This is a genomic window from Streptomyces sp. NPDC002536, from assembly GCF_053594995.1.
The window spans coordinates 88,242-108,103 of sequence record NZ_JBSFWU010000007.1 but is presented as its reverse complement, the minus strand read 5'-3'; the positions used below and the strand labels follow the sequence as shown (position 1 = coordinate 108,103).

Below are 19,862 nucleotides of genomic sequence, written 5' to 3'. Positions count from 1 at the left end.
AGCCGTCACAACGAGGAGACGCCGTGCCCGAGTTGAAGAACGCCCCGCTCACGTCGGAGCTGTACGCCTACGTCCTGGCCCACAACCCGCCGCTGGACGCGGTGCAGAGCGCCCTGGTCGAGCTCACGCATCACACGCTGCCGGAGGTCGCGGTCAAGCAGATCCCGCACGAACAGGCCGCGTTGCTGGCCTTCCTGGTGCGCCTGACGGGCGCCCGGCAGCTCCTGGAGGTCGGCACCTTCACCGGCCTGTCGGCGCTGTCGATGGCCCGGGCGCTGCCGCCGGACGAGGGCCGGCTGATCACGCTCGACATCTCGGAGGAGTGGACGGCCCATGCGCGCCGGGCGTGGGCCGAGGCGGGCGTCGCGGACCGCATCGAGCTGCGCATCGCCCCCGCCCTGGACTCCCTGCGGGCCCTGCCGGCCGAGCCGCACCTGGACCTGGCGTTCCTGGACGCCAACAAGGACGACTACATCGCCTATTGGGAGGAGATCGTCCCGCGGCTGCGCGTGGGCGGCCTGCTGGTGGTCGACAACGTCCTGTTCAAGGGAACGGTCGTGGACCCGTCGGTGACGGCCGGACCGGGGGCCGACGTCCGCGCGTTCAACGAACACGCGGCGAAGGACGGCCGGATGGAGAGCGTGATGCTGACGGTGGCGGACGGGGTAACGCTGGCGCGGCGGGTGGCCTAGCCGGGGCCTGTCCGGTGCCCCGTCAGGGGCGCGGGGCGGTTACATATGCGGCTCCGCCGCGTGGGCGCGCTCAGCCACCGACGGCCTGCAGCCGACGCACCACCCCCTTACGGGGCGCCCCGGCTCAGCCGCAGCAGCCGCCCCCGCAGCACCCGCCCCCGCCGCCGCCCCCGCCCTGCGGGGCCGGGCCGGCGTTGCCGGTCACGGCGACGGTCGACAGCAGCTTCACCGTGTCCCCGTGCCCGGCAGGGCACACGGCGGGGTCGGACGACTCGGCCATCGGGCGGGTCAGCTCGAACGTGTCACCGCACGCCTTGCACCGGTATTCATAACGAGGCATGCCCGCAGCATAGTCAGCCGGGGTGTCAGTGCCCCAGCCCCCGCTCGTCCCGGATCGCCTGCACCACCCCGGCCGCGACCTCGCGCACGGCCTCCGTCTCCGTGAGGAACCGCCACCAGTCCGGGTGCCGCCCCTCCAGCCCCGCGACCGCGCGCTCCAGCCGCTCCACCGCCGCGTCGAGCGGCTGGGCGTGCCGCGGGTCGGGCGTGCTGCGCCCGGCCATCGCCAGCCGCTGCGCGTCGCGCACGGCGAAGCGGGTGCGCTCGACCTCCTTGCGGTGGTCGAAGGACACCTCGTCCAGCCGCCGCAGCCGCTCGCCGGCCGCGGACACGGCCTCGTCCGTGGTGCTCAGCAGCGCCCGCACCGTCGCCAGCCGGGCCGTCGCGTCCGCCCAGCGCTGCTCGTCCCGCGCCTCCTGCGCCTCGCGCAGCACCTGCTCGGCCCGGCCCACGGCCCGCCCGGCCTCGTCCGGCACCTGCTGCAGGTCCTGCCAGCACGCTGCGCTGTACCGGCGGCGCAGCTCGCTGAGGACGGGGCCGACGGCGCCCGCGCGCGTGGTGAGCGCCTGGGCGCGGGTGCGCAGCGAGACGAGCCGCTTGTCGATCTCCGCAGCCTTCTGCGGCAATTGACCGGCTTGTTCCTGTATGGCCTCGGCCTCGCGCAGCACCCGCTCCGCACGCTCGACGGTCTCGCGCACGCCGTGCTGCCCGGCACCCTGGTTGAGCAGGGTCAGCTCGGGGGAGAGGGCGGCCAGCCGGGCGGCCAGATCGTCGGCGCGCAGCCCCGAGGCCCGTGCGGCGTCCAGCGCGTTGCTCGCGGCGAGCAGCCCCTGCCGGGCCCGCTCCACCGCCGGGGCGACCCGCGCCAGCTCGCTCTCGGCTCTCGCGAGCAGCGGCCCGAGACCCTGCCCGAACCGCTCCAGGTCGCCCTTGACGCGGACGAGCTCGTCCTTGGCCCGCGTGAGATCGGCACGGGCGCGGGAGGCGGCGGAGGCCTCCAGATCCTCCCGATCGAGATCATGCGCATCGACGGCGCCGATGTAGGAGTGCGAAACCTCGTCGATCCGCTGCCCGAACGCCTCGAAGTCGGCGGCCGCCTTGCGGGCGGCGGGGGAGGAGTCCACCGCGGTGATCGTCTCGATGGAGATGCGGAGTTCGCGCTGGGCGGTGTCGAGTTCGTAGAACGCGGCGGCCGCCGCATCCTTCGCGGCCTGGGCGTCGGCGCGCTGCGCCTCGCTGCCGCGGCCCCAGCCCCAGCGGCGCGTGCCGCCGCCGGCGAAGGAGGCGAGGGCGAGGGCGGCGAGCGGAAGCGGAAGCAGCACGAGCCCGGCGGTCTCGCGAACGGACCGCCCTGCGTGCCTCATGGATTGCGCGAAGGTCGCCGTCACGTTGCCGTCTGCCCTCTCCGGTGAGTCTCCCCAGGCCCGAGGGCCATTGTCCCACCCGGCGGGGACAGCACCGGAGGGCGGCTCAGCCGGTGGTGACGGTGATGCTCCCGTTGTTGCTCCGGGCGGTCACCGCGTGCGCACTGGAGGCGTCGCGGGGGACATCGACGCTGACGTGCCCGTTGCCCGCGTGCGTATCGACGTTGTAGGCGGCGCGGGGGAGGGCGATACGGGTGGAGCCGTTGTCGCTCTTCGTCTCGACCCGGTCGGGCACCTGCTGCAGCCCGAGCCGGATGGACCCGTTGCTGCTGGTGACCGAAACCTGCTGGGAACGGATGCCGTCGGCGGTCACGCGTCCATTGGACGTGCCGACCTCGAGCCGGCCGGAGGAGTCGCGCACGTCGACGGACCCGTTGCTGGTGCCGATCTTCAGATCGCTGTCGAAACCGCGGGCGTCGACGGACCCGTTCTTGTCCTTGACGTGCACGGCGATTCCGCGCGGCACCTCGATCCGGTGCTTGGCGTCGCACCCGACACTGATCCCCCGGCAGTGCACCCGCAGCTTGAGGGTGTCCCCGTCCATGCTCCACGTGACCCCCGCGGACCCGCCCACGGCCCACCCGTCGAACCACCGCGTGACCTTCACGTCCTTGCCGCTGCCACTGCCTCCGACGAGCTCGATGGCGGAACTGTCGGTGTCCACGGTGAGCTCCTGCCCACGGACCGTGAACGTCCGGTCCTCAGGCGCGGCGTCCTCGGCACTGGCCCCGCACCCGCTGAGGGCGACACCGGCGACCAGAACGCCACTGATCACGATCGAGGTGCGGGCGACGGCGGTGCGGGGCTGCATGGCGAACTCCGTTCGGGGCGGGTGGGGTGGCCCGGTGGGCCACTGCCCTCGACCCTAGGGACGGAGACCCGGGAAGGGGATCCGGTGCGCTACCGGGTACAGGGTGGGGTTTTCCCCACCTGGGGCGTCATGATCGGGTTTGCCGGGGGGCGGTCCCGGCCATGTAGGCTGTCGGTTCGTGCGAGGGCGCATAGCTCAGCGGTAGAGCGCTGCTCTTACAAAGCAGATGTCGGCGGTTCGAATCCGTCTGTGCCCACCGGCGAGAAAGCCCCGAAGCAATCACGCTTCGGGGTTTTTGACATCCGCAGAGGACATCGGGACACGGCAGGCCGGGCCCCGGCCCCTTGCCCGGCTAACAAAAGCGCAGGTCAGCGACATTGACCGCAGCCACGATCCCCAAACGGTTGTCACCGTTCGGGTCGGTGCCGGGCAACGGACGTGGACGGCCGCAGCCAACGGGATGCGCCTGGGCGCATACTGGGGGCAATGACTAAGCCTGCTGCACCGAAGCGTCATCTGCCCACCAGCCCCTTCAGGGCCCCAGTCACGCCGGCTCCCAAGCACTTCGCCGTGGGTGACCAGGTCACACACGACATGCACGGCCTTGGCCGGGTGATCGGCATCGAGGATGGAGTCGCGGTGCTCGTGGATTTCGGCTCGACGCAAATGCGGATCCTGACCCCGTACGCCAAGATGACCAAGTTGTAGGACCGCTGTGCCCGGTCATGGCACGCCAGGTCTGTGCCCACCATTGGAAAACGCCCCTGCGGAGACCTCTCCACGGGGGCGTTGGCGGTAGCTCGTGACGGCAGTCCCTGCTACGGCCGGCTCCGCCGGGAGCGGAACCAGGCGATCAGGGCGACGACTCCGACAGGGATGAAGACGGCGGCCTTCAGCCCGGCCTTCGCGATGAGCCACTTCCCCAAGGACCCCGACTGCCCCCATTCCGTGAACCAGGCCACGTACGTCAGCAGCCCGCACATCGCCAGCAGGCCCACCAGCGACAGCGCGGTGAGTGCCGGATTCCGCTTCAGTTTCTCGACGTTGGTCCTCTCGCTCATGTGACCGACTATAGGTGACGGTCCGTCAGTGCGGTTCATGGCCATTTCATCGACGACTGTCACTCTGCGCTCAAACTTTGATCGGCGCAGGCCAGTTGACACCCACGGGGAACACCGCCTGCTGCACAGAGGTACGGGGAAAATGGACGCACTCGCACGGGACATCCATGAGCTGGCGGGACGAGAAGGGCTGGGAGGGCATCAGGCCGCCTATCCGTCGATCGCCCCGGCGCAGCGCCGGCATCTGGGCCGGGTCAGGATCGCGGCCGTGGTCCTCGCGGTCCTGGCCGTGATCTGTGTGGCGACCGGATATCCCGGCCTGGTGATCCTCCTGGGCGGCCCGCTCGTGATGTGCCTGATTGCGCTCGTGCGTTACAGCCGCGCGGCCGGCCGCAACGAAGGGTCGCGGCTGGACCTGTACGAGCGGGGACTCACGATCGCCCACCGAGGCCACGTCCGGGCGGTCCGTTACGCCGACACCGACGTTCTGCAGGACACCATCCGGCACACCTACAACGGCATGACCACCAGGATCAGTTACGCGTACACGGTCACCGACACCACCGGCGAAAGCGTGATCCTGCGCGGCGGCTTCGCCGACCCCCAGGAATGGGGACAGGCCATTCAACGGGCAGTGACAGTCGCCCGCTTCCCCCAGGCGCTCGCCCGGCTCGATGCCGGGCAGCGGCTCGACTTCGGCCCGCTGTGGATGACGTCCTCGGAGATCGGTTCCGGCGGCAAGTCGGTGCCGTGGCAGCAGGTCGAGGAGATCGCGGTGAAGGACGGCTACGTGAAGGTGCGCGTCGCCGGCCGCTGGAGCAGCCTCACGATGACGTCCGTACGCCGGATCCCGAACTTCTTCGTGTTCCGCGCCCTCGCGGACCGGTATTGCCGCTGAGCGGCCCTGGTTGTGGGGCCCGCAATCGAGCAGCTGTCAGCTCTGCGCGGTGGGCCGGACGACGATCTCGTTCACGTCGACCGATGCCGGCTGCTCGATGGCGAACGCGATGGCCCGGGCGATCGCCTCGGGCGGGATCGCGATACGGTCCCGCATCTCCGTGATCTGTGCTCTGACGTCCGGATTCGTCGATGCCTCGGCGAAGTCGGTCCCGACCACGCCGGGCGAAACAGTGGTGACCCGCAGGGAGTCACCGGCCTCCTGGCGCAGGCCTTCGCAGATGGCGCGGACCGCGAACTTCGTACCGGCATAGACCGCCATGGCCGGCACGATGCGGAACGCGGCCGTGGACGCGACGGTGACGAAGTGGCCCGCGCCCTGCGCCCGGAAGACCGGCAGCGCGGCGCCGATCCCGTGCAGCACACCCTTGACGTTGACGTCGACCATCTCGTCCCACTCGTCGACCCGCAGATCGTCCAGCGGCGAGATCGTGCCGACACCGGCGTTGCCGACCAGCACGTCGAGCCGGCCGAACCGCTCACGGGCCAGTGCGACCAGGGCGTGCATGTCGTCCCGTCGGGTCACGTCCGTGCGGATCTGCACGGCCGAGCCGCCCGCCTTCTCGATCCGCGCCACCAGCTCCGCGAGGCGCTCGGACCGGCGCGCCCCCAGGACGAGCCGGGCGCCTCGCTCGGCGAGCAGCAGTGCAGTCGCCTCGCCGATACCGCCACTGGCTCCCGTGATCGCCACGACCTTGCCGTCGATTCCCGCCACGATGTCTTCCTCTTCCCTCTCTGCCCCCGGTACCGGTTCCGGGCGATCGCCCGGAACGCGTTCACGGGCCCAGTCTGAGAGGGCTTCAACCCGGTATCCAGGGCTTGCTTATCCCGGCACCAGGAGTGCCATCCTCCCTGCAGAGGCGTCCTGCTCCGCCCCGAGGCCGAGCCCCGCCGTCCACCCGTCATCCCCACGGGCCACCCGACCCCGGCGCACAGGCTGACGAAACGCGGCGGACGCGGCAGCAGGATGTTTCCCATGACCGCTGGAGAGGCCGCCGTGCCCCCGACTTCCGTTGCACCACCGCCCCGTTGGGCCGTCCGGGCCGCGCATCTGACCACCCTCGTCGTCCTGCCCAGCGGACTGTGGCGGATCGCCATGGTGCTCGGTTTCCCGGCCGGTTACTCGGAACAGGGCTTCGTGCCCTTCGAGACGCCCGGTGCAAAGGCCTGGATGCTGACGCTGAGCGTGATCTGCGAGCTTCTGGCGTTCCTGACCATCGGGCTGGTACGGCCCTGGGGAGAGGCCGTACCGCGCTGGGTGCCGCTCGTCGGCGGGCGAACCGTCCGTCCCGCGGCCGTCGTCGCCGTAGCGGCCTTCGGCGCAGCGGTACTTACCGTGCTGTGGGCCAACGTTCCCTGGTGGTGGACGTACCCGCACGAGGACATGACGCACATGGGCAACCTCGTGGTCGGGCTTCTCTACCAGCCGCTGGTCCTCTGGGGTCCTCTGCTCGTCGCCGTCACGGTCTCCTACCACCGACGCCACCGCCCCCGGCGGCAACGGTGAACGCCTCAGCCCAAGGGGACGCCGTTCCACCGCCAGGAGGTCTTGCGCGGCTGCCCCGGCAGTTCGGTGCGGCCCGTGGCCCAGAGCAGGGTGCGCCAGGGGCCTTCGTTCCCGACGGCGACATCGGAGAACAACCGCGCCATCACACGGCTGCAGAGGTCGGCCGAGGGCTCCCAGGCGACCCCGAGCCCCTTGGCGACGTCGTGCATGTGCACCAGCGCCTCGACGATCCCCATTGCGGCGAATCCCTCGGGGTCCGAGGTCCCGTAGGTGTGGTACGCCCGGGTTTCCGGCGACTTCGTCCGCACCACGGCCGCCAGCAGCCCCGTGCACCCTTCGAGAACCCGGATCAGCCCGTCCAGGCCGGCCTCACGGTCGGCGTGCACCGTCTCTTCCGGCCCGCCGGGGCGCAGCCGGCTCAGCACGGTGGGGACGTAGCCGTCCAACGGCGGTACGGGCGGGGACAGTTGCAGCGCGTAGCAGAACATGTCGTCGGCGAGGTGCTCGACCGTCTCCCAGCAGTCCCACTCCAACTCCCCGGCCGGCTTCTCCCAGCTCCCGGCAGGCGCGTCACGGAGGGCCACGACGGCCAGGCGGACGACGTCCTCCAGGTCGTCAGCGGTGACGGGGGTGCGTGCCGGGTTCGCCGATGCGTGTGTCTGTGACATGGCGGGAACGTATCAGCGGGCGGTTCAGCCCTCGAAGCCGTTCGCGCGCAGGATGTCGTCTATGCGGGCGCGGTGCGCCGCCTCCCACATGTCGAGGGATTCGGCCGCCTCCTTGGCCAACTTCGCCCGGGCGTCGGCGAGTACCTGCTCCCGACGGGCGTGGGGAACGACCACGATGCCTTCCTCGTCGGCCACCACGACGTCCCCGGCGTGCACCTGCACCCCGCCGCACTGCACCGGCACGTTGAACGGCTCCACGGCCGCCTTCGTGCCCGGGATCGGGATGACGCCCCTGGCGAAGACGGGGAAGCCCATCGCCCGTACCTCCGCGAGGTCGCGGATGACCCCGTCGGCCACGAAGGCCGCGATCCCCCGGCGCTGCGCGACGGCGCAGACGTTGCCTCCGGCCAGCGCGTAGTCCATGTCCCCGGACTCGACGACGATGACCGAGCCGGGCTCGGCGCGGTGGATGGCCGCGTGCAGCATGAGGTTGTCGCCGGGAGGACACCGCACGGTGAACGCCGGTCCGGCGATGCGCGGCGTCGACGGCCACAACGGGCGGATGCCGGTGTCCATGACCTGTCCGCGGCCGAGGAGGTCGGCGAGGGCGGTCGGGGGGATGTCCTCGAAGCCGGTGGGCCCGGTGGCGTCGTTCATGTGTTTCCTTCCGGTGCCCGCGCAACGTACCAACCGACTCGGCCGATTCCCAGGCCGGGCCGGTCATTTGAACGCGGCCGGAAGCGGGACCACCGGACCCGTGCGTGCCAGGAACAAGCGCGTCGTCGCCTCCAGCCGGACCGTGTCGCCGTGCGCTGCGACCAGCGGTTCCAGCTCCGCGAACAGTGCCTCCCGCTTCCCGCCCGGCATGATGCGGTAGGCGGAGTGGGAGGACAACAGGTCCATGAAGCCTGTGGTGGAGCGTTCGTGCACGGACGTGTAGGTCCGCTGCTCCAGGTCCCCGAAGCCGCCGTCGGCCGCCAGCTCTTGCCGGACCCAGGAGGTGGGGCCGTCCGTGTGGGAGCCGACGAATTCGTCCGGGAACGTCTCCGCGAAGTGCCGGCCGTGGGCGGCGACCAGCCCGCCGCGGAGGCGGGCGTCCACCACGTGCCAGTCGCTCCAGAACAGGGCGATCGCCCCGCCGGGGCGCAACAGCGCCTCACGCGCGCGTGCCCAGCGCACCTCGGGGTCGATCCAGTGCCAGGCCTGTGCGGCGTACAGGAGGCCGTAGCGGCGGTCCGGGCGCCAGGTCTCGAACTCGCCGACCGTCACCGTCACCGTGGCCTCCGGCAGGTCGGCGCACTTGCGCGACAGCAGCTCCGCCATCCGCGGGTCCGGCTCGATGCACGTCAGCGGCACGCCGCGGGCGGCGAAGGCGAGCGCCGCCTTGCCGGTCCCGGCGCCGACCTCCAGCGCGGGAGCCCCTTGCCGGCCGGCGAACGCCAGGACGTCGTCGAACAGTTGGTCCGGATACGCGAGGCGCGCAGCGTCGTACATCTCGGCGACCTCGCCGAAACTGCGACTGCGGCGCCGCTGCTGCTCGCTCTGCGGTGTCGACTCCTCGGTCATGACGGCACCTTAGATGCCCCGTAAGGGGCGCGGGGAACTGCGCGAGCAACTACCGGCGGCTCGCAGCCGACGCACTACCCCAGGGGTCCGGGGCGAAGCCCCGAGAACCTCGACTGCAGGAGCGTCGTGGCTGAGCGCGCAGTTCCCCGCGCCCCTGACGGGGCGCCATGGCATGGGCGCACATACACCAGCGTGAGCGAATACGCACCCCGGCCGACCTCCACAAGGAGCTCGGCGACTTGGGGCTGCTGTAAGGAATCAGGCGTGCGGCCTCAGGCCGAGACGGCCTGTTCCGCCTCCTGCCGAAGCCGCTTCTTGTCCGGCTTGCCCGCATCCGTCAGCGGCAGTGCCTCCGCGAAGACGATGCTCGCCGGCTCGTACATCGTGCCCCGCTCCTCGCGGACGAACGTGCGCAGCTGCTCCGCGTCGACGCCGCTGCCCGGCACCGGGACGACGACTGCGTGGACCTGCTCCATGCGGTCGGCGTCGCGGACGCCGAAGACCGCGCTCTGGAGCACCTCCGGGTGGGAGTTGAGGACGTCCTCGAGCTCGCTGGTGTACACGTGGCCGCCGACCACGACGATCATGTCCTTGATGCGGTCGACGACGGTGATGTAGCCCTCGTCGTCGATGAAGCCGATGTCACCGGTGTGCAGCCAGCCGTCCCGCAACACCTCGGCGGTCAGCTCCGGCTGCTTCCAGTAGCCCTGCATCAGCCGATCCGAGTGGATGCATATCTCGCCGTGCTCGCCGACAGGCAGGTCGTTGCCGCTCTCGTCGCGGATCGCGATCTCGACGCCCTCCAGCGGCTTGCCCGCGGAGCGCAGGCGCTGCAGGTGGCGCGGGTGTTCGAGGTCGTGGTCCTCGGTGGTGAGGATGCTGATGCCGCCGGCCTCGTTCTGCCCGTAGAACTGCAGCAGTACGGGGCCGAAGCGGCGCACCGCGTCCGCGATGCGGGCCGGGGAGGACTGGCAGCCGCCGTAGGCGACGCAGCGCAGGCTGGAGGTGTCGGTGCGGGCCGCGTCCGGGTGGTCCATCAGCTGGTACAGCAGCGGCGGCAGCAGGAAGAGGTCCGTGATGCGCTCGCGCTCGATGGCGGCGAGGACGGCCGCGGGGTCGAAGTCCTCCAGCAGGACGACGACGCCGCCCTCGCGCAGGGTCGCGTCGGCCAGGTGTCCGGCGGCGTGGGCGAGGGTGGTGCAGACGAGCAGGCGGACCTCGGAGTTGTGCTCCAGCGCCCGGAACGGGTTCTGCCCGAACGTGCTGCAGATCCCCTTGGGGTGGCCGGTCGTGCCGCCGGTGTGCCGGATGGAGCACAGGTCGTCGGGCTGTGCCTGGTTGGGGAACGGCTCGGCGGATTCGCCGGCGGCCAGTTCCAGCAGGTCGGTGCCCACGTCCGAAGGGCCGAGGACGAGCACGGACTTCACCGGGGCCAGGTCCGTGACCTCGGCGGCCCGTGCGGCCAGGCGCGGGTCGACGATCAGCGCGTGCGTCTCGACGTCGCGGACGATGGTGGCCTGGACGTCGGCGGACAGCTTGTTGTAGAGGTGGTTGACCTTGCAGCCGAGCAGATTGGCCGCGTAGCGGGCGGCGATGATCTCGGGCAGGTTGCCGCTCAGCAGGGTGACCGTGTGCCCGCGCTGCAGCCCCTGGGCCCGGAGGGCCCGGGTCATGCGGTAGACGAGGTCGCGGATCTCGCCCGCGGTGACGCGCCGGTCCCCGTGGATCAGGGCCTCGTGGCCGGGGTCGGAGCCGAGGGCGTCCAGGTTCTCCTCGACGTAGGTGCGGAAGGCCGGCGAGGTGTCCACGCCGGTGCTCGTGCTGGGCATTGCGGATCCTCCAGTGAGGTTGCTCTAGGCAACCAGACTGTCGTGATTGTTTCGGCTTGAGCAACTCCGGTGCGTAACTTGTCGCGAAACCTCCGGAAACTCGTCGGAAATGTGACGTCGGAAAGGCGTCGGAAAGGCGACACCCCGGTTTCCTCACCGGCCCGTCGGCAGCGGGAGCAGGCCGCCTCCCTGCTCCCGCAGCCATAAGCGGTATGTCTCGTTCCGTTCGGCCGCCGCCGCATACGCCTCCATCAGATCGCCGAACAGCGCGTCCAGTTCGCGCAGCGGCAGCGCACCCGGCCGTGACGCCAGCGACAGCTGTGCCGTCAACGGGTCGCCGAGCAGCGGGCGGACGACCGTCCCGGCCTCCGGTGCCGCCGTCGGCTGGCAGCAGCGCACCGCCTCGCCGGAGGCGACCAGTTCGGCCGCCGTCGTGGTGTCGCGGACGTGCAGGATGCGGGGGTCCAGGCCCGCGGCCGTGAACGCACGGCGCAGCGCCGTCGCCTCCTGGTCGGCCGCCGGGTCGGTGATCCAGTCGTCACCGGCGAGTTCAGTCAGCGGCACCACGGGGCGCGCGGCCGCCGGGTGTCCGGCGGACAGGGCGACGAAGCGCGGCTCGCAGGCGATGAGCACGCGGCGCTCGACCCCGGCCGGGACGTGCAGCGGAAAGCCCGTCGTCTCGTGGACGAACGCGACGTCGAGCTGGTTCGTCGCCAGCAGTTGCAGCAGGACGGTGGAGGAGACGTCGATGTGGATCGTCGTGTCCGTCTCCGGCAGCCGCCGGTGGATGCGGTGCAGCCAGCCCGTCACCGCGCGGCTGCCGATGCTGCCGACGCGCAGCCGCACCCCGCCGATGCCGAGTGCCGCGTCCCTGGCCGCGGTGACCAGGGCGCTCATCTCGGCGACGATGGGGCGGGCGCGGGCGAGGACGGAGTGGCCGAGGGGAGTGGGGCGGCTGCCGGTCCGTTCGCGGGTGAACAGCAGCCCGCCGACGGAGCCTTCGATGCGGCGGAGCTGCGTGGTGAGGGAGGGCTGGGTCATGCCCAGCTGCACGGCGGCCTTGCGGACGCTGCCGGTGTCGGCGATGGCGCAAAGTGCACGGAGGTGCCTGACCTCAAGCTCCACGCAGGGAGCATAACTTCGCCTCGTGCGTCACACCAGACACATGACAGAGATCGTCCGACTACGGAGCGCGAAGGATAGGTGATTGGGCCGCGCTATGCCCAATTGGCATCATCCTCACCAGCGTTAACACGTCACAGACTCAAGGGGAACAAGCGTTCACCCGTTGAACTCCGGCCGTCGGCCCACCCGATGCGGCCCGGGGTTCTCGGCACGAATGGAGTCCCCCACATGAACCGCTCCACCGCAGTGCTGTCCGCCGCCCTCGGGCTGGGGCTGGCAGCCGCCATGACCGCCGTGCCCGCCTCGGCGGCGACCACGGCGCACCCGGCGAAGTCCGCGAAGTCCACGGAGTCCTCGCGGGCCGCCTACGTCGGCTCGGCCCGCGAACAGGCCGACACCAAGGCCTTCTTCGAGGCCGTGCTGAAGTCCGCGAAGGCGAAGCAGGCGGCGTCGCCCGGCGTGAGCACCGTGACGGTCACCTACGACCCCAGCCAGGCGCCGAGCTTCCAGAACGAGATAGCCAACGCGGCCCGGATCTGGAACAGTTCCGTCCGCAACGTCCAGCTGAGAGCGGGCGGCAACGCGGACTTCGACTACTACGAGGGCAACGACTCCCGCGGCTCCTACGCCAGCACGGACGGCCACGGCCGCGGGTACGTCTTCCTGGACTACCAGCAGAACCAGCAGTACGACTCGACGCGCGTCACCACGCACGAGACCGGTCACGTCCTGGGTCTGCCGGACCACTACTCGGGCCCGTGCAGCGAGCTGATGTCCGGCGGCGGCCCCGGCCCGTCCTGTACGAACCCGTACCCGAACGCCGCCGAGCGCAGCCGCGTCAACCAGCTCTGGGCGAACGGGCTGAAGTCCCTCGACCGGGACGTGTTCACCAAGGTCCGGTGAGCAGGCTGTCGTTGGCCGCTCTCAAGCGTCACTGAGCGTCCCTGAACTACGGCAGCGGGCCGGCTCCGTCGATCGGAGCCGGCCCGCTGTCCGTTGTCCCACTGCCTCAATGCGGCTGTGCTTCCGGTTCCTCGGGGCGCTTCATCAGGTACACCGCTCCCGCGCCCGCCGCGAACAGCGCGAGGACGGAGACCGCGGTGCCGAGCCAGGTCGCGCCGAGCCACAGGCCGCCGAAGTAGCCCAGGCTGACGCTGTATGCAGCCCAGGTCACACCCGCGAGCGCGGACCACGGCAGGAACTCGGCCACCCTGCGGTGCATCACGCCCGCGCCGAGGCTGACCACCGAGCGGCCGGCGGGCGCGAAGCGGGCCAGGACGACGAGCGGTCCGCCGCCGCGCAGCAGGGCCGTGCCCAGCTTGGCCTGGGCGGCGGTCAGCCGGCGGGAGCGGGCGATGGCACGGTCGAAGCGGTCGCCGCCGCGCCAGGCGAGGCGGTAGGCGACCATGTCGCCGAGGACGGACGCGGTGGCTGCACAGGCGACGAGCGCGAACATGTTGGGGAAGCCGGTGTGCCCGTGAGCCGCGTCACCCACTGCATCGGCGGCGGAACCCGCGGCCGCGGTGGCGGCGGTGATCACCAGGACCCCGCTCGGCAGTACCGGCAGGAAGACGTCCAGGAGGACGGACAGCCCGACGATCACGTATATCCATGGGGTGTCGGCCAAGGTCCCCAACTGCTCCAGCACGTCCTGATCTCCCGGTACGGTCCCCCGCCGCGACGTCGCAGGGGAGCGGCAGGGGCGGCCTTCACAACCGTACAGCGTACGCCTGAAGTAAACGGGAGATGAGCACGGGGCGCGTGATGTTCTTCGCATCACGCGCCTCAAGGTGCACATCGGTCGTGCGCATCAGATCAGTTGAGCGCACCGCGCCCCGGCCGGGTCGGCGGTCAGGCGGAGTTGCGTGCGGAGCGGCCGAAGAAGCGGTCCAGGGAGAGCGCGCCGGGACCGGTGAAGACCAGCAGCAGGAAGGCCCAGCAGAACATCGCGGACCCCTCGCCGCCGTTCTGGATCGGCCACAGGGCCACCTTCTGGTGGACGTTGAAGTACGCGTAGGCCATGGAGCCGGAGGCGATCAGCGCCGCGGTGCGGGTGCCGGTGCCGAGCAGCACGAGGACGCCGGCCACGAGCTGGATGACGGCCGCGTACCAGCCGGGCCAGGTGCCCGTGGGGATGGTGCCGCCGTGGGTGCCGGCCGCGCCGCCCAGGATGCCGAAGAGCGAGGCGGCGCCGTGGACCGCGAAGAGCAGGCCGACGACGATGCGGAACAGCGACAGGACGTACGGGCGGGCCGCGTCCAGGCGTCCGGTGAGCGAGTCGGGCGCGGGGGCGGCGGCGCGAGCGGCGGCCGCCGGGGTCGTGGGGGAGGCCGTGGGGGTCGGCGTGGGAGGCATGCGTGGGGCTCCTCATGTGACGGGGACGGGTGACAAAGGAGTACTTCAGGTTAGGGCTCCCTAAGAGTGCTTGCAAGTTCAAGTTCTTGATTTTCCGTGCCGTGACGAACCCTTTACGGAGGGCTCCGTAGGGTGGCCGGGTGCTCGCCGCCGCAGCGCTGCTGCCCGTCAACACCACCCTCGGCGTGTTCCTCGCCGTCCTGCTCGTCGCGACCGTCGCCGTCGCCGCGGCCGCGCACCTCGCCGACGGGCACGAGCGCCCCTACGCCCGGGCCGTCGCCCTGGCCGGGCTGCGCGCGGCCGTCCAACTGGCCGCCGTCTCCGCCCTGATCGGGTGGGTGGTGCACGCGGTGCCGCTGCTGCTGGGCTTCGTGCTCCTGATGTTCGCCGTCGCGGTGCGCACGGCCGGGCGGCGCATCACCGACAACCGCACCTGGTGGTGGACCGCGCTGCCGATCGCCGCCGGGGTCCTGCCCGTGGTGGCCGCGCTCCTGCTGACCGGGCTCGTCCCGCTCAAGGGCGTGGCCCTGATCCCGATCACGGGCATCCTCATCGGCGGCGGCCTCACGGCGACCGTGCTGGCCGGGCGGCGGGCCCTCGACGAACTGCGCACCCGGCACGGCGAGGTCGAGGCGGCCCAGGCGCTCGGCCTGCTCGACCGGGACGCCCGGCTGGAGATCGCACGCCCCGTCGCGTCCGACGCGCTGCTGCCCGGGCTGGACCAGACCCGCACTGTGGGACTGGTCACCCTTCCCGGCGCCTTCGTGGGCATGCTGCTGGGCGGTGCCTCACCGCTGTTGGCCGGGGCGGTGCAGCTGTTCGTGCTGGTCGCGCTGATGGCGGTGCAGGTGGTGGCGGTCGCGGTCACGCTGGAGCTGGTGGCCCGCGGGCTGCTGCACCGGGCGCCGCGTCACGTACCCTGAGGGGAGCAGAAGGGGAGTAGCTCTTCGCCGGACCGTCGACATACTGCCGAGCCTCGTGCCCGGCCGGCGCCCGGAGGCCGGATCGCTTGCGCTTGCAGGCCCGGCCAGCGAGACCTTCGGCAGCAGTGTCCATTGGTGATGCTGCCGTGCCGAAGCGACCCCTGAACTCGTCGGTGCGGTACGACAGCGTCGCCCTCCGACTTGAGGAACCTCTCCTGTGTTCAGCTTCACCGTCGCCGCGCTGGTCTTCGGCGTGATCTTCCTGGCCGAGCTCCCCGACAAGACCGCCCTGGCGTCCCTGATGCTCGGTACGCGCTACCGGGCCTCGTACGTCTTCGCCGGCGTCGCGGCCGCCTTCGCCGTGCACGTGGCGCTCGCCATCGCGGCGGGCAGCCTGCTGACGCTGCTGCCGCAGCGGCTGCTCCAGGGCGTGGTCGGGGTGGCCTTCCTGGTGGGCGCCGCCATGCTGCTGCTGAAGAAGGACGACGACGAAGAGGAGATCAAGAAGCCTGCGGACCAGTCCTTCTGGAAGGTGTCCGGGGCGGGCTTCATGCTGATCCTGGTCGCGGAGTTCGGCGACCTCACGCAGATCATGACCGCGAACCTGGCCGCGCGCTACAACGACCCGGTCTCGGTGGGCGTGGGCGCGACCCTGGGCCTGTGGGCGGTCGCCGGCGCGGGCATCGTGGGCGGCAAGGCCCTGATGCGCCGCGTGCCGCTGGCCCTGATCACGAAGGTGGCGGCCCTGGTGATGCTGGCACTGGCGGGCTTCAGCCTGTACGAGGCCGTGATCGCCCCGTAAGGGGCGCAGGAAGTGCAGCGCGTCGGCTGCGGGCTTGTTGTGGCTGGTCGCGCAGTTCCCCGCGCCCCTTTGGGGCGCGATCACCAGCCCCGTAAGGGGCGCGGGGAACTGCGCGACCAGCCGAGAACGACCCGCAGCGGAAAAAGGATCCCCGCCCACCCGCTCGGACGACCCCGAACCCCCGGAAGGGATCCGCTGTGCGCGGGCCGCCGAGCGGGCGGGCGGAAGCCTGAGTCAGCCGACCGTCAGCACGATCTCGCCGTCCGCCCCCGCGGACACGCGGACCCGGGTGAGGTCGTCCACGGCCACATCCGGCGCGAGCGCGGCAGCGCGAGGGCCGACCCCCACAACCCTCATACCGGCGGCGCGCCCCGCCGCAATCCCGGCCTCCGAGTCCTCGAAGACCACGCAGTCCGCGGGCGCGAAGCCCAGCTCCGCGGCCCCCTTGAGGAAGCCCTCGGGGTCCGGCTTGCTGGCGCTCACGGACTCCGCCGTGACGCGCACGTCCGGCATCGGCAGGTCCGCCGCCCCCATGCGCGCCCGCGCCAGGCCGCTGTCCGCGGACGTGACCAGGGCGTGCGGGAGGCCGGCCAGGGAGGCCATGAAGGCGGGCGCGCCCGGCACCGGCACGACGCCGTCGACGTCGGCCGTCTCGGCCGCGAGCATGCGCCGGTTGTCGGCGTGGTTGAGCTCCATGGGGCGGTCCGGCAGCAGGACGGCCATGGTCGCGTAGCCCTGGCGGCCGTGGACGACCTTCATGACCTCGTCCGCGTCCAGGCCGTGTTCCCCGGCCCAGCGGCGCCAGCAGCGCTCGACGACGGCGTCGGAGTTGACGATGGTCCCGTCCATGTCCAGCAGCAGTGCGCGGGCGGTGAGCGTGATGGTCATCCGAGGACTCCAGAGCGCGGGAGAAAGACAAGCGGCCCCGTCCACCGGTCAGGGAGTGCGGGCGGGGCCACTTTGTTTCTCAAAGATACAAAAACCACCGCCAAGAACGCCAATGCCCCTGGTCGCAGCGGCTGCGCGGGTCCTCTCCCGGTCCGCCCGAACGGGCGCCCCGGCAGGCCGTACGGGCACTTCCGGCTCACGATGGAGCTTGACGGAACCCCGACCCCGGCCGCACCACGGAGGGGAGTTCCCATGGCGCAGGACCGACCCGCACTCCCACCCGAATCCGCCCCCGGCCATGCCACGGCCGCCGCCCCCGGGGCCGTGCCCGGCGCGGGGCAGGAGCAGCGCAGCGTGCGGGTCGCCATCGGCGCCCTGCTGCTGGGGATGCTGCTGGCGGCGCTCGACCAGACCATCGTCTCCACCGCCCTGCCCACGATCGTCAGCGACCTCGGCGGGCTGGAGCACCTGTCGTGGGTGGTCACGGCCTATCTGCTCGCCTCCACCGCCGCGACCCCGCTGTGGGGCAAGCTCGGCGACCAGTACGGGCGCAAGAAGCTCTTCCAGACCGCCATCGTCATCTTCCTCGTCGGCTCCGCCCTGTGCGGGGCCGCGCAGAACATGCTGGAGCTGATCGGCTTCCGCGCCCTGCAGGGCCTGGGCGGCGGCGGGCTGATCGTGCTGTCGATGGCGATCGTCGGCGACATCGTGCCGCCCCGCGACCGCGGCCGCTACCAGGGCCTGTTCGGTGCGGTCTTCGGCGGTACGAGCGTGCTCGGGCCGCTGCTCGGCGGGCTGTTCGTGGACCACCTCAGCTGGCGCTGGGTGTTCTACGTCAACCTGCCCGTCGGCGTCGTCGCGCTCGCCGTCATCGCCGCCGTGCTGCACATCCCCGTCCACCGCACCCCGCACCGCATCGACTACCTCGGCACCTTCCTCATTGCGTGCGTCGCCGTCTGCCTGGTGCTGATGACCTCGCTCGGCGGCACCACCTGGGCCTGGTCGTCCTGGCAGATCGCGTGCCTCGGCGTGCTCGGCGTGGCCCTGCTCGTCCCCTTCGTGCTCGTCGAGCGGCGCGCGGCCGAACCCGTCCTGCCGCTGGGCCTGTTCCGCAACCGCACCTTCACGCTCTGCTCGGTCATCGGCTTCATCGTCGGCTTCGCGATGTTCGGCTCGATGACCTACCTGCCGACCTTCCTGCAGGTCGTCCACGGTGTCTCGCCGACCCTGTCCGGCGTGCACATGCTGCCGATGGTGGCCGGCATGCTGATCGCCTCCACCGGCTCCGGCCAGATCGTCAGCCGCACCGGCCGCTACCGCGTCTTCCCCATCGCCGGCACCGGCGTGATGACGATCGGCCTGCTCCTGCTGCACCAGCTCGAACCCACCACCAGCACGGGCGAGATGAGCGTCTACTTCTTCGTCTTCGGCTTCGGGCTCGGCCTCGTGATGCAGGTGCTCGTGCTCGTCGTGCAGAACTCCGTCGGCTACGAGAACCTGGGCGTCGCCACCTCCGGCGCCACGTTCTTCCGCTCCATCGGCGCCTCGTTCGGCGTCTCGGTGTTCGGCACGATCTTCTCCAACAAGCTCGGGCCCAGGGTCGCCGCGGCCCTCGCCGGAGCCACCCTGCCGCCCGGTGTCACCCCCGCCGCCCTGCAGGCCGACCCGCGAGCCGTGGGCCGCCTGCCGGCCGCGGAGCGGGCGGACGTCCTCGGCGCCTACTCCCAGTCGATCACCGACGTCTTCGTCTACGCGGTGCCTGCTGCCCTCCTGGCCTTCGCCCTCGCCTGGTTCCTCCGGGAGGAGCCGCTGCGCAGCGCCGTCACCGCGCCCGACGCCGGCGAGGTCGTCTCCAGCAACCCCGTCCAGCGCTCCTCGCGGGACGAGGCCGCCCGCATGCTCTCCCTGCTCGGCAGCCGAGAGGGCCGCAAGCGCATCTACGAGAAGATCACCGAACATGCCGGGCTCGACCTGCTGCCCGCCGCGAGCTGGATGCTGCTGCGCATCAACCGCTACGGATCCGCCGAGCCGTCGTTGCTCGCCGATCGCGCGGGCATCCCGCTGCGCGTGGTCACCGAGGCCGGGCGGCAGTTGGAGACACGCGAACTGGTGCGGCGCGAGGGAGTGCTGTTCGTCCTCACCGAGGAGGGCAAGCGGCAGGCCGAGTTGCTCTTCGACGCGCGTAAGCAGTCACTCGCCGAACTGCTCGGCGACTGGTGGACACCGGACCGGCCCACCGACCTCAACGTGCTCGTCCGCGAACTCAGCGCCGAGTTGTGCGGCTCCGACGAGGAACAGCCGCGCGACGGCGGCGAAGTCAGACGGGATCACGACGCGCGGCCATGAACTCGGCCCGGCTGATGGGCCAGTGGCTCGGCCGGTTGCCCGGCCAGTCGCTTGGCCATCCAGACCTCCGCGTACGCGCTGTCGTTGTAGGCAGGCGTCTCGCGGAAACCCTGGCGCGCGTAGAGCGCCCGCGCCTCCACCAGGTCCAGCCGGGTGTCCAGCACCAGCCGCTCCGCACCCCACGAGCGGGCCGTCTCCTCGGCCGCACCCAACAGCACGGGCCCGCCGCCCCGTCCGCGGTGCGCGGGCCGTATGAACATCCGCTTCACCTCGGCCGTCCGCGCGTCCAGCCGCCGCACACCCACGCACCCGGCCGGCTCGCCGCCGTACCGGCCCATCAGGAACACGCCGTGCGGCGGGACGAGATCGTCGCTGGGGTCCTCGGCCAGGTGCCGCTCGATCTCCTCCGGAGTGCACCGCCGGCCGTGGTGCAGCAGGTACCAGCGGTCGGCCACGTCGACGAGGTACTCGCGCAGCAGTGCGGCCGATCCGGGGGAGCCGACGGGCTCGGGGGCGACGGTCCAGGAGGACGAGGTCGTGATCATGGCAAGGATCGTCGCACGGGACGG

At 71.4% G+C, this 19,862-nt stretch carries 22 protein-coding genes and 1 tRNA gene; 9 read left to right on the top strand and 14 right to left on the bottom strand.

Features of this window, described 5'->3' with window-relative positions; genetic code table 11:
- Positions 1-23 precede the first annotated feature (23 nt).
- Positions 24-692, top strand: a complete 669-nt coding sequence (locus ACWD4B_RS04910) for an O-methyltransferase (RefSeq protein ID WP_451419425.1) — start codon at positions 24-26, stop codon at positions 690-692.
- Positions 693-816: 124 nt separating this feature from the next.
- Here the strand turns inward: ACWD4B_RS04910 and ACWD4B_RS04905 are convergent, their stop codons facing one another.
- The 3 genes from ACWD4B_RS04905 to ACWD4B_RS04895 all read right to left on the bottom strand — a co-directional run bounded on the left by ACWD4B_RS04905 (position 817) and on the right by ACWD4B_RS04895 (position 3,266).
- Positions 817-1,032 carry an FmdB family zinc ribbon protein gene (locus tag ACWD4B_RS04905; RefSeq protein WP_451419424.1) on the bottom strand — a complete coding sequence of 72 codons (216 nt, stop codon included), beginning with the start codon at positions 1,030-1,032 and terminating at the stop codon, positions 817-819.
- A 25-nt stretch (positions 1,033-1,057) separates the two neighbouring features.
- Positions 1,058-2,395: a hypothetical protein gene (locus tag ACWD4B_RS04900; protein ID WP_451419423.1), complete on the bottom strand. Its 1,338-nt coding sequence runs from the start codon at positions 2,393-2,395 to the stop codon at positions 1,058-1,060.
- A gap of 106 nt (positions 2,396-2,501) precedes the next feature.
- Positions 2,502-3,266, bottom strand: a complete 765-nt coding sequence (locus ACWD4B_RS04895; protein WP_451419422.1) for a DUF4097 family beta strand repeat-containing protein — start codon at positions 3,264-3,266, stop codon at positions 2,502-2,504.
- A 184-nt stretch (positions 3,267-3,450) separates the two neighbouring features.
- Here ACWD4B_RS04895 and ACWD4B_RS04890 point away from each other — a divergent pair.
- Both ACWD4B_RS04890 and ACWD4B_RS04885 read left to right on the top strand, forming a co-directional pair.
- Positions 3,451-3,522, top strand: a tRNA-Val gene (locus ACWD4B_RS04890).
- 230 nt (positions 3,523-3,752) lie between these two features.
- Positions 3,753-3,974 (top strand): CarD family transcriptional regulator, encoded by a 222-nt coding sequence (locus ACWD4B_RS04885; protein WP_451419421.1) that lies wholly within the window; start codon positions 3,753-3,755, stop codon positions 3,972-3,974.
- Between the two features lie 110 nt (positions 3,975-4,084).
- On the opposite strand, the gene ACWD4B_RS04880 is transcribed toward ACWD4B_RS04885, so the two are convergent.
- Entirely contained in the window at positions 4,085-4,327 is a 243-nt protein-coding gene (locus ACWD4B_RS04880; RefSeq protein WP_451419420.1) for a hypothetical protein, read from the bottom strand.
- Positions 4,328-4,469: 142 nt separating this feature from the next.
- Between ACWD4B_RS04880 and ACWD4B_RS04875 the strand changes: the two genes are divergently transcribed.
- A complete protein-coding gene (locus ACWD4B_RS04875; RefSeq protein WP_451419419.1) occupies positions 4,470-5,225 on the top strand; it encodes a DUF6585 family protein in 756 nt (251 codons plus the stop codon).
- Positions 5,226-5,261: 36 nt separating this feature from the next.
- On the opposite strand, the gene ACWD4B_RS04870 is transcribed toward ACWD4B_RS04875, so the two are convergent.
- The gene (locus ACWD4B_RS04870; protein WP_451419418.1) at positions 5,262-5,999 is read right to left on the bottom strand and encodes an SDR family oxidoreductase; all 738 of its coding nucleotides are present in this window, start codon (positions 5,997-5,999) and stop codon (positions 5,262-5,264) included.
- Positions 6,000-6,260: 261 nt separating this feature from the next.
- Between ACWD4B_RS04870 and ACWD4B_RS04865 the strand changes: the two genes are divergently transcribed.
- Entirely contained in the window at positions 6,261-6,791 is a 531-nt protein-coding gene (locus tag ACWD4B_RS04865) for a hypothetical protein (protein ID WP_451419417.1), read from the top strand.
- 5 nt (positions 6,792-6,796) lie between these two features.
- On the opposite strand, the gene ACWD4B_RS04860 is transcribed toward ACWD4B_RS04865, so the two are convergent.
- From ACWD4B_RS04860 to ACWD4B_RS04840, 5 genes are all read right to left on the bottom strand, one after another.
- Positions 6,797-7,459 carry a hypothetical protein gene (locus ACWD4B_RS04860; RefSeq protein WP_451419416.1) on the bottom strand — a complete coding sequence of 221 codons (663 nt, stop codon included), beginning with the start codon at positions 7,457-7,459 and terminating at the stop codon, positions 6,797-6,799.
- A 24-nt stretch (positions 7,460-7,483) separates the two neighbouring features.
- Complete coding sequence (locus ACWD4B_RS04855; RefSeq protein ID WP_451419415.1) at positions 7,484-8,116, bottom strand: RraA family protein; 633 nt, start codon at positions 8,114-8,116, stop codon at positions 7,484-7,486.
- Between the two features lie 63 nt (positions 8,117-8,179).
- Positions 8,180-9,025, bottom strand: a complete 846-nt coding sequence (locus ACWD4B_RS04850) for a class I SAM-dependent methyltransferase (RefSeq protein WP_451419414.1) — start codon at positions 9,023-9,025, stop codon at positions 8,180-8,182.
- Between the two features lie 272 nt (positions 9,026-9,297).
- On the bottom strand, positions 9,298-10,854 hold the full coding sequence (locus tag ACWD4B_RS04845; protein WP_451419413.1) for an AMP-binding protein: 1,557 nt from the start codon (positions 10,852-10,854) through the stop codon (positions 9,298-9,300).
- Positions 10,855-11,007: 153 nt separating this feature from the next.
- Entirely contained in the window at positions 11,008-11,979 is a 972-nt protein-coding gene (locus ACWD4B_RS04840; protein WP_451419412.1) for a LysR family transcriptional regulator, read from the bottom strand.
- Between the two features lie 228 nt (positions 11,980-12,207).
- Here ACWD4B_RS04840 and snpA point away from each other — a divergent pair, with 228 nt between their 5' ends.
- Positions 12,208-12,882: a snapalysin gene (snpA, locus tag ACWD4B_RS04835; protein ID WP_451419411.1), complete on the top strand. Its 675-nt coding sequence runs from the start codon at positions 12,208-12,210 to the stop codon at positions 12,880-12,882.
- Between the two features lie 106 nt (positions 12,883-12,988).
- On the opposite strand, the gene ACWD4B_RS04830 is transcribed toward snpA, so the two are convergent.
- Both ACWD4B_RS04830 and ACWD4B_RS04825 read right to left on the bottom strand, forming a co-directional pair.
- Entirely contained in the window at positions 12,989-13,627 is a 639-nt protein-coding gene (locus ACWD4B_RS04830) for a DedA family protein (protein ID WP_451419410.1), read from the bottom strand.
- 203 nt (positions 13,628-13,830) lie between these two features.
- Entirely contained in the window at positions 13,831-14,334 is a 504-nt protein-coding gene (locus ACWD4B_RS04825) for a DoxX family protein (protein ID WP_451419409.1), read from the bottom strand.
- 140 nt (positions 14,335-14,474) lie between these two features.
- On the opposite strand from ACWD4B_RS04825, the gene ACWD4B_RS04820 reads away from it, so the two are divergent.
- Positions 14,475-15,257, top strand: a complete 783-nt coding sequence (locus ACWD4B_RS04820) for an ABC transporter permease (protein WP_451419408.1) — start codon at positions 14,475-14,477, stop codon at positions 15,255-15,257.
- Positions 15,258-15,474: 217 nt separating this feature from the next.
- A complete protein-coding gene (locus ACWD4B_RS04815) occupies positions 15,475-16,059 on the top strand; it encodes a TMEM165/GDT1 family protein (protein WP_336411951.1) in 585 nt (194 codons plus the stop codon).
- 234 nt (positions 16,060-16,293) lie between these two features.
- Here ACWD4B_RS04815 and ACWD4B_RS04810 read toward each other — a convergent pair whose 3' ends face one another.
- Complete coding sequence (locus ACWD4B_RS04810; RefSeq protein WP_451419407.1) at positions 16,294-16,947, bottom strand: HAD-IA family hydrolase; 654 nt, start codon at positions 16,945-16,947, stop codon at positions 16,294-16,296.
- A gap of 252 nt (positions 16,948-17,199) precedes the next feature.
- Here ACWD4B_RS04810 and ACWD4B_RS04805 point away from each other — a divergent pair, with 252 nt between their 5' ends.
- The gene (locus tag ACWD4B_RS04805) at positions 17,200-19,293 is read left to right on the top strand and encodes a DHA2 family efflux MFS transporter permease subunit (protein ID WP_451419406.1); all 2,094 of its coding nucleotides are present in this window, start codon (positions 17,200-17,202) and stop codon (positions 19,291-19,293) included.
- Here ACWD4B_RS04805 and ACWD4B_RS04800 read toward each other — a convergent pair.
- Positions 19,275-19,838: a GNAT family N-acetyltransferase gene (locus ACWD4B_RS04800; protein WP_451419405.1), complete on the bottom strand. Its 564-nt coding sequence runs from the start codon at positions 19,836-19,838 to the stop codon at positions 19,275-19,277. The genes ACWD4B_RS04805 and ACWD4B_RS04800 overlap by 19 nt on opposite strands.
- Positions 19,839-19,862: the final 24 nt, after the last annotated feature.

Excerpts from the sequence above, each read along its gene's own strand:
- ACWD4B_RS04905 (WP_451419424.1), bottom strand. The coding sequence starts at position 1,032 with ATGCCTCGTTATGAATACCGGTGCAAGGCGTGCGGTGACACGTTCGAG.
- ACWD4B_RS04900 (WP_451419423.1), bottom strand. The coding sequence starts at position 2,395 with ATGAGGCACGCAGGGCGGTCCGTTCGCGAGACCGCCGGGCTCGTGCTG.
- ACWD4B_RS04895 (WP_451419422.1), bottom strand. The coding sequence starts at position 3,266 with ATGCAGCCCCGCACCGCCGTCGCCCGCACCTCGATCGTGATCAGTGGC.
- ACWD4B_RS04885 (WP_451419421.1), top strand. The coding sequence starts at position 3,753 with ATGACTAAGCCTGCTGCACCGAAGCGTCATCTGCCCACCAGCCCCTTC.
- ACWD4B_RS04880 (WP_451419420.1), bottom strand. The coding sequence starts at position 4,327 with ATGAGCGAGAGGACCAACGTCGAGAAACTGAAGCGGAATCCGGCACTC.
- ACWD4B_RS04875 (WP_451419419.1), top strand. The coding sequence starts at position 4,470 with ATGGACGCACTCGCACGGGACATCCATGAGCTGGCGGGACGAGAAGGG.
- ACWD4B_RS04865 (WP_451419417.1), top strand. The coding sequence starts at position 6,261 with ATGACCGCTGGAGAGGCCGCCGTGCCCCCGACTTCCGTTGCACCACCG.
- ACWD4B_RS04860 (WP_451419416.1), bottom strand. The coding sequence starts at position 7,459 with ATGTCACAGACACACGCATCGGCGAACCCGGCACGCACCCCCGTCACC.
- ACWD4B_RS04855 (WP_451419415.1), bottom strand. The coding sequence starts at position 8,116 with ATGAACGACGCCACCGGGCCCACCGGCTTCGAGGACATCCCCCCGACC.
- ACWD4B_RS04850 (WP_451419414.1), bottom strand. The coding sequence starts at position 9,025 with ATGACCGAGGAGTCGACACCGCAGAGCGAGCAGCAGCGGCGCCGCAGT.
- ACWD4B_RS04845 (WP_451419413.1), bottom strand. The coding sequence starts at position 10,854 with ATGCCCAGCACGAGCACCGGCGTGGACACCTCGCCGGCCTTCCGCACC.
- snpA (WP_451419411.1), top strand. The coding sequence starts at position 12,208 with ATGAACCGCTCCACCGCAGTGCTGTCCGCCGCCCTCGGGCTGGGGCTG.
- ACWD4B_RS04825 (WP_451419409.1), bottom strand. The coding sequence starts at position 14,334 with ATGCCTCCCACGCCGACCCCCACGGCCTCCCCCACGACCCCGGCGGCC.
- ACWD4B_RS04810 (WP_451419407.1), bottom strand. The coding sequence starts at position 16,947 with ATGACCATCACGCTCACCGCCCGCGCACTGCTGCTGGACATGGACGGG.
- ACWD4B_RS04805 (WP_451419406.1), top strand. The coding sequence starts at position 17,200 with ATGGCGCAGGACCGACCCGCACTCCCACCCGAATCCGCCCCCGGCCAT.
- ACWD4B_RS04800 (WP_451419405.1), bottom strand. The coding sequence starts at position 19,838 with ATGATCACGACCTCGTCCTCCTGGACCGTCGCCCCCGAGCCCGTCGGC.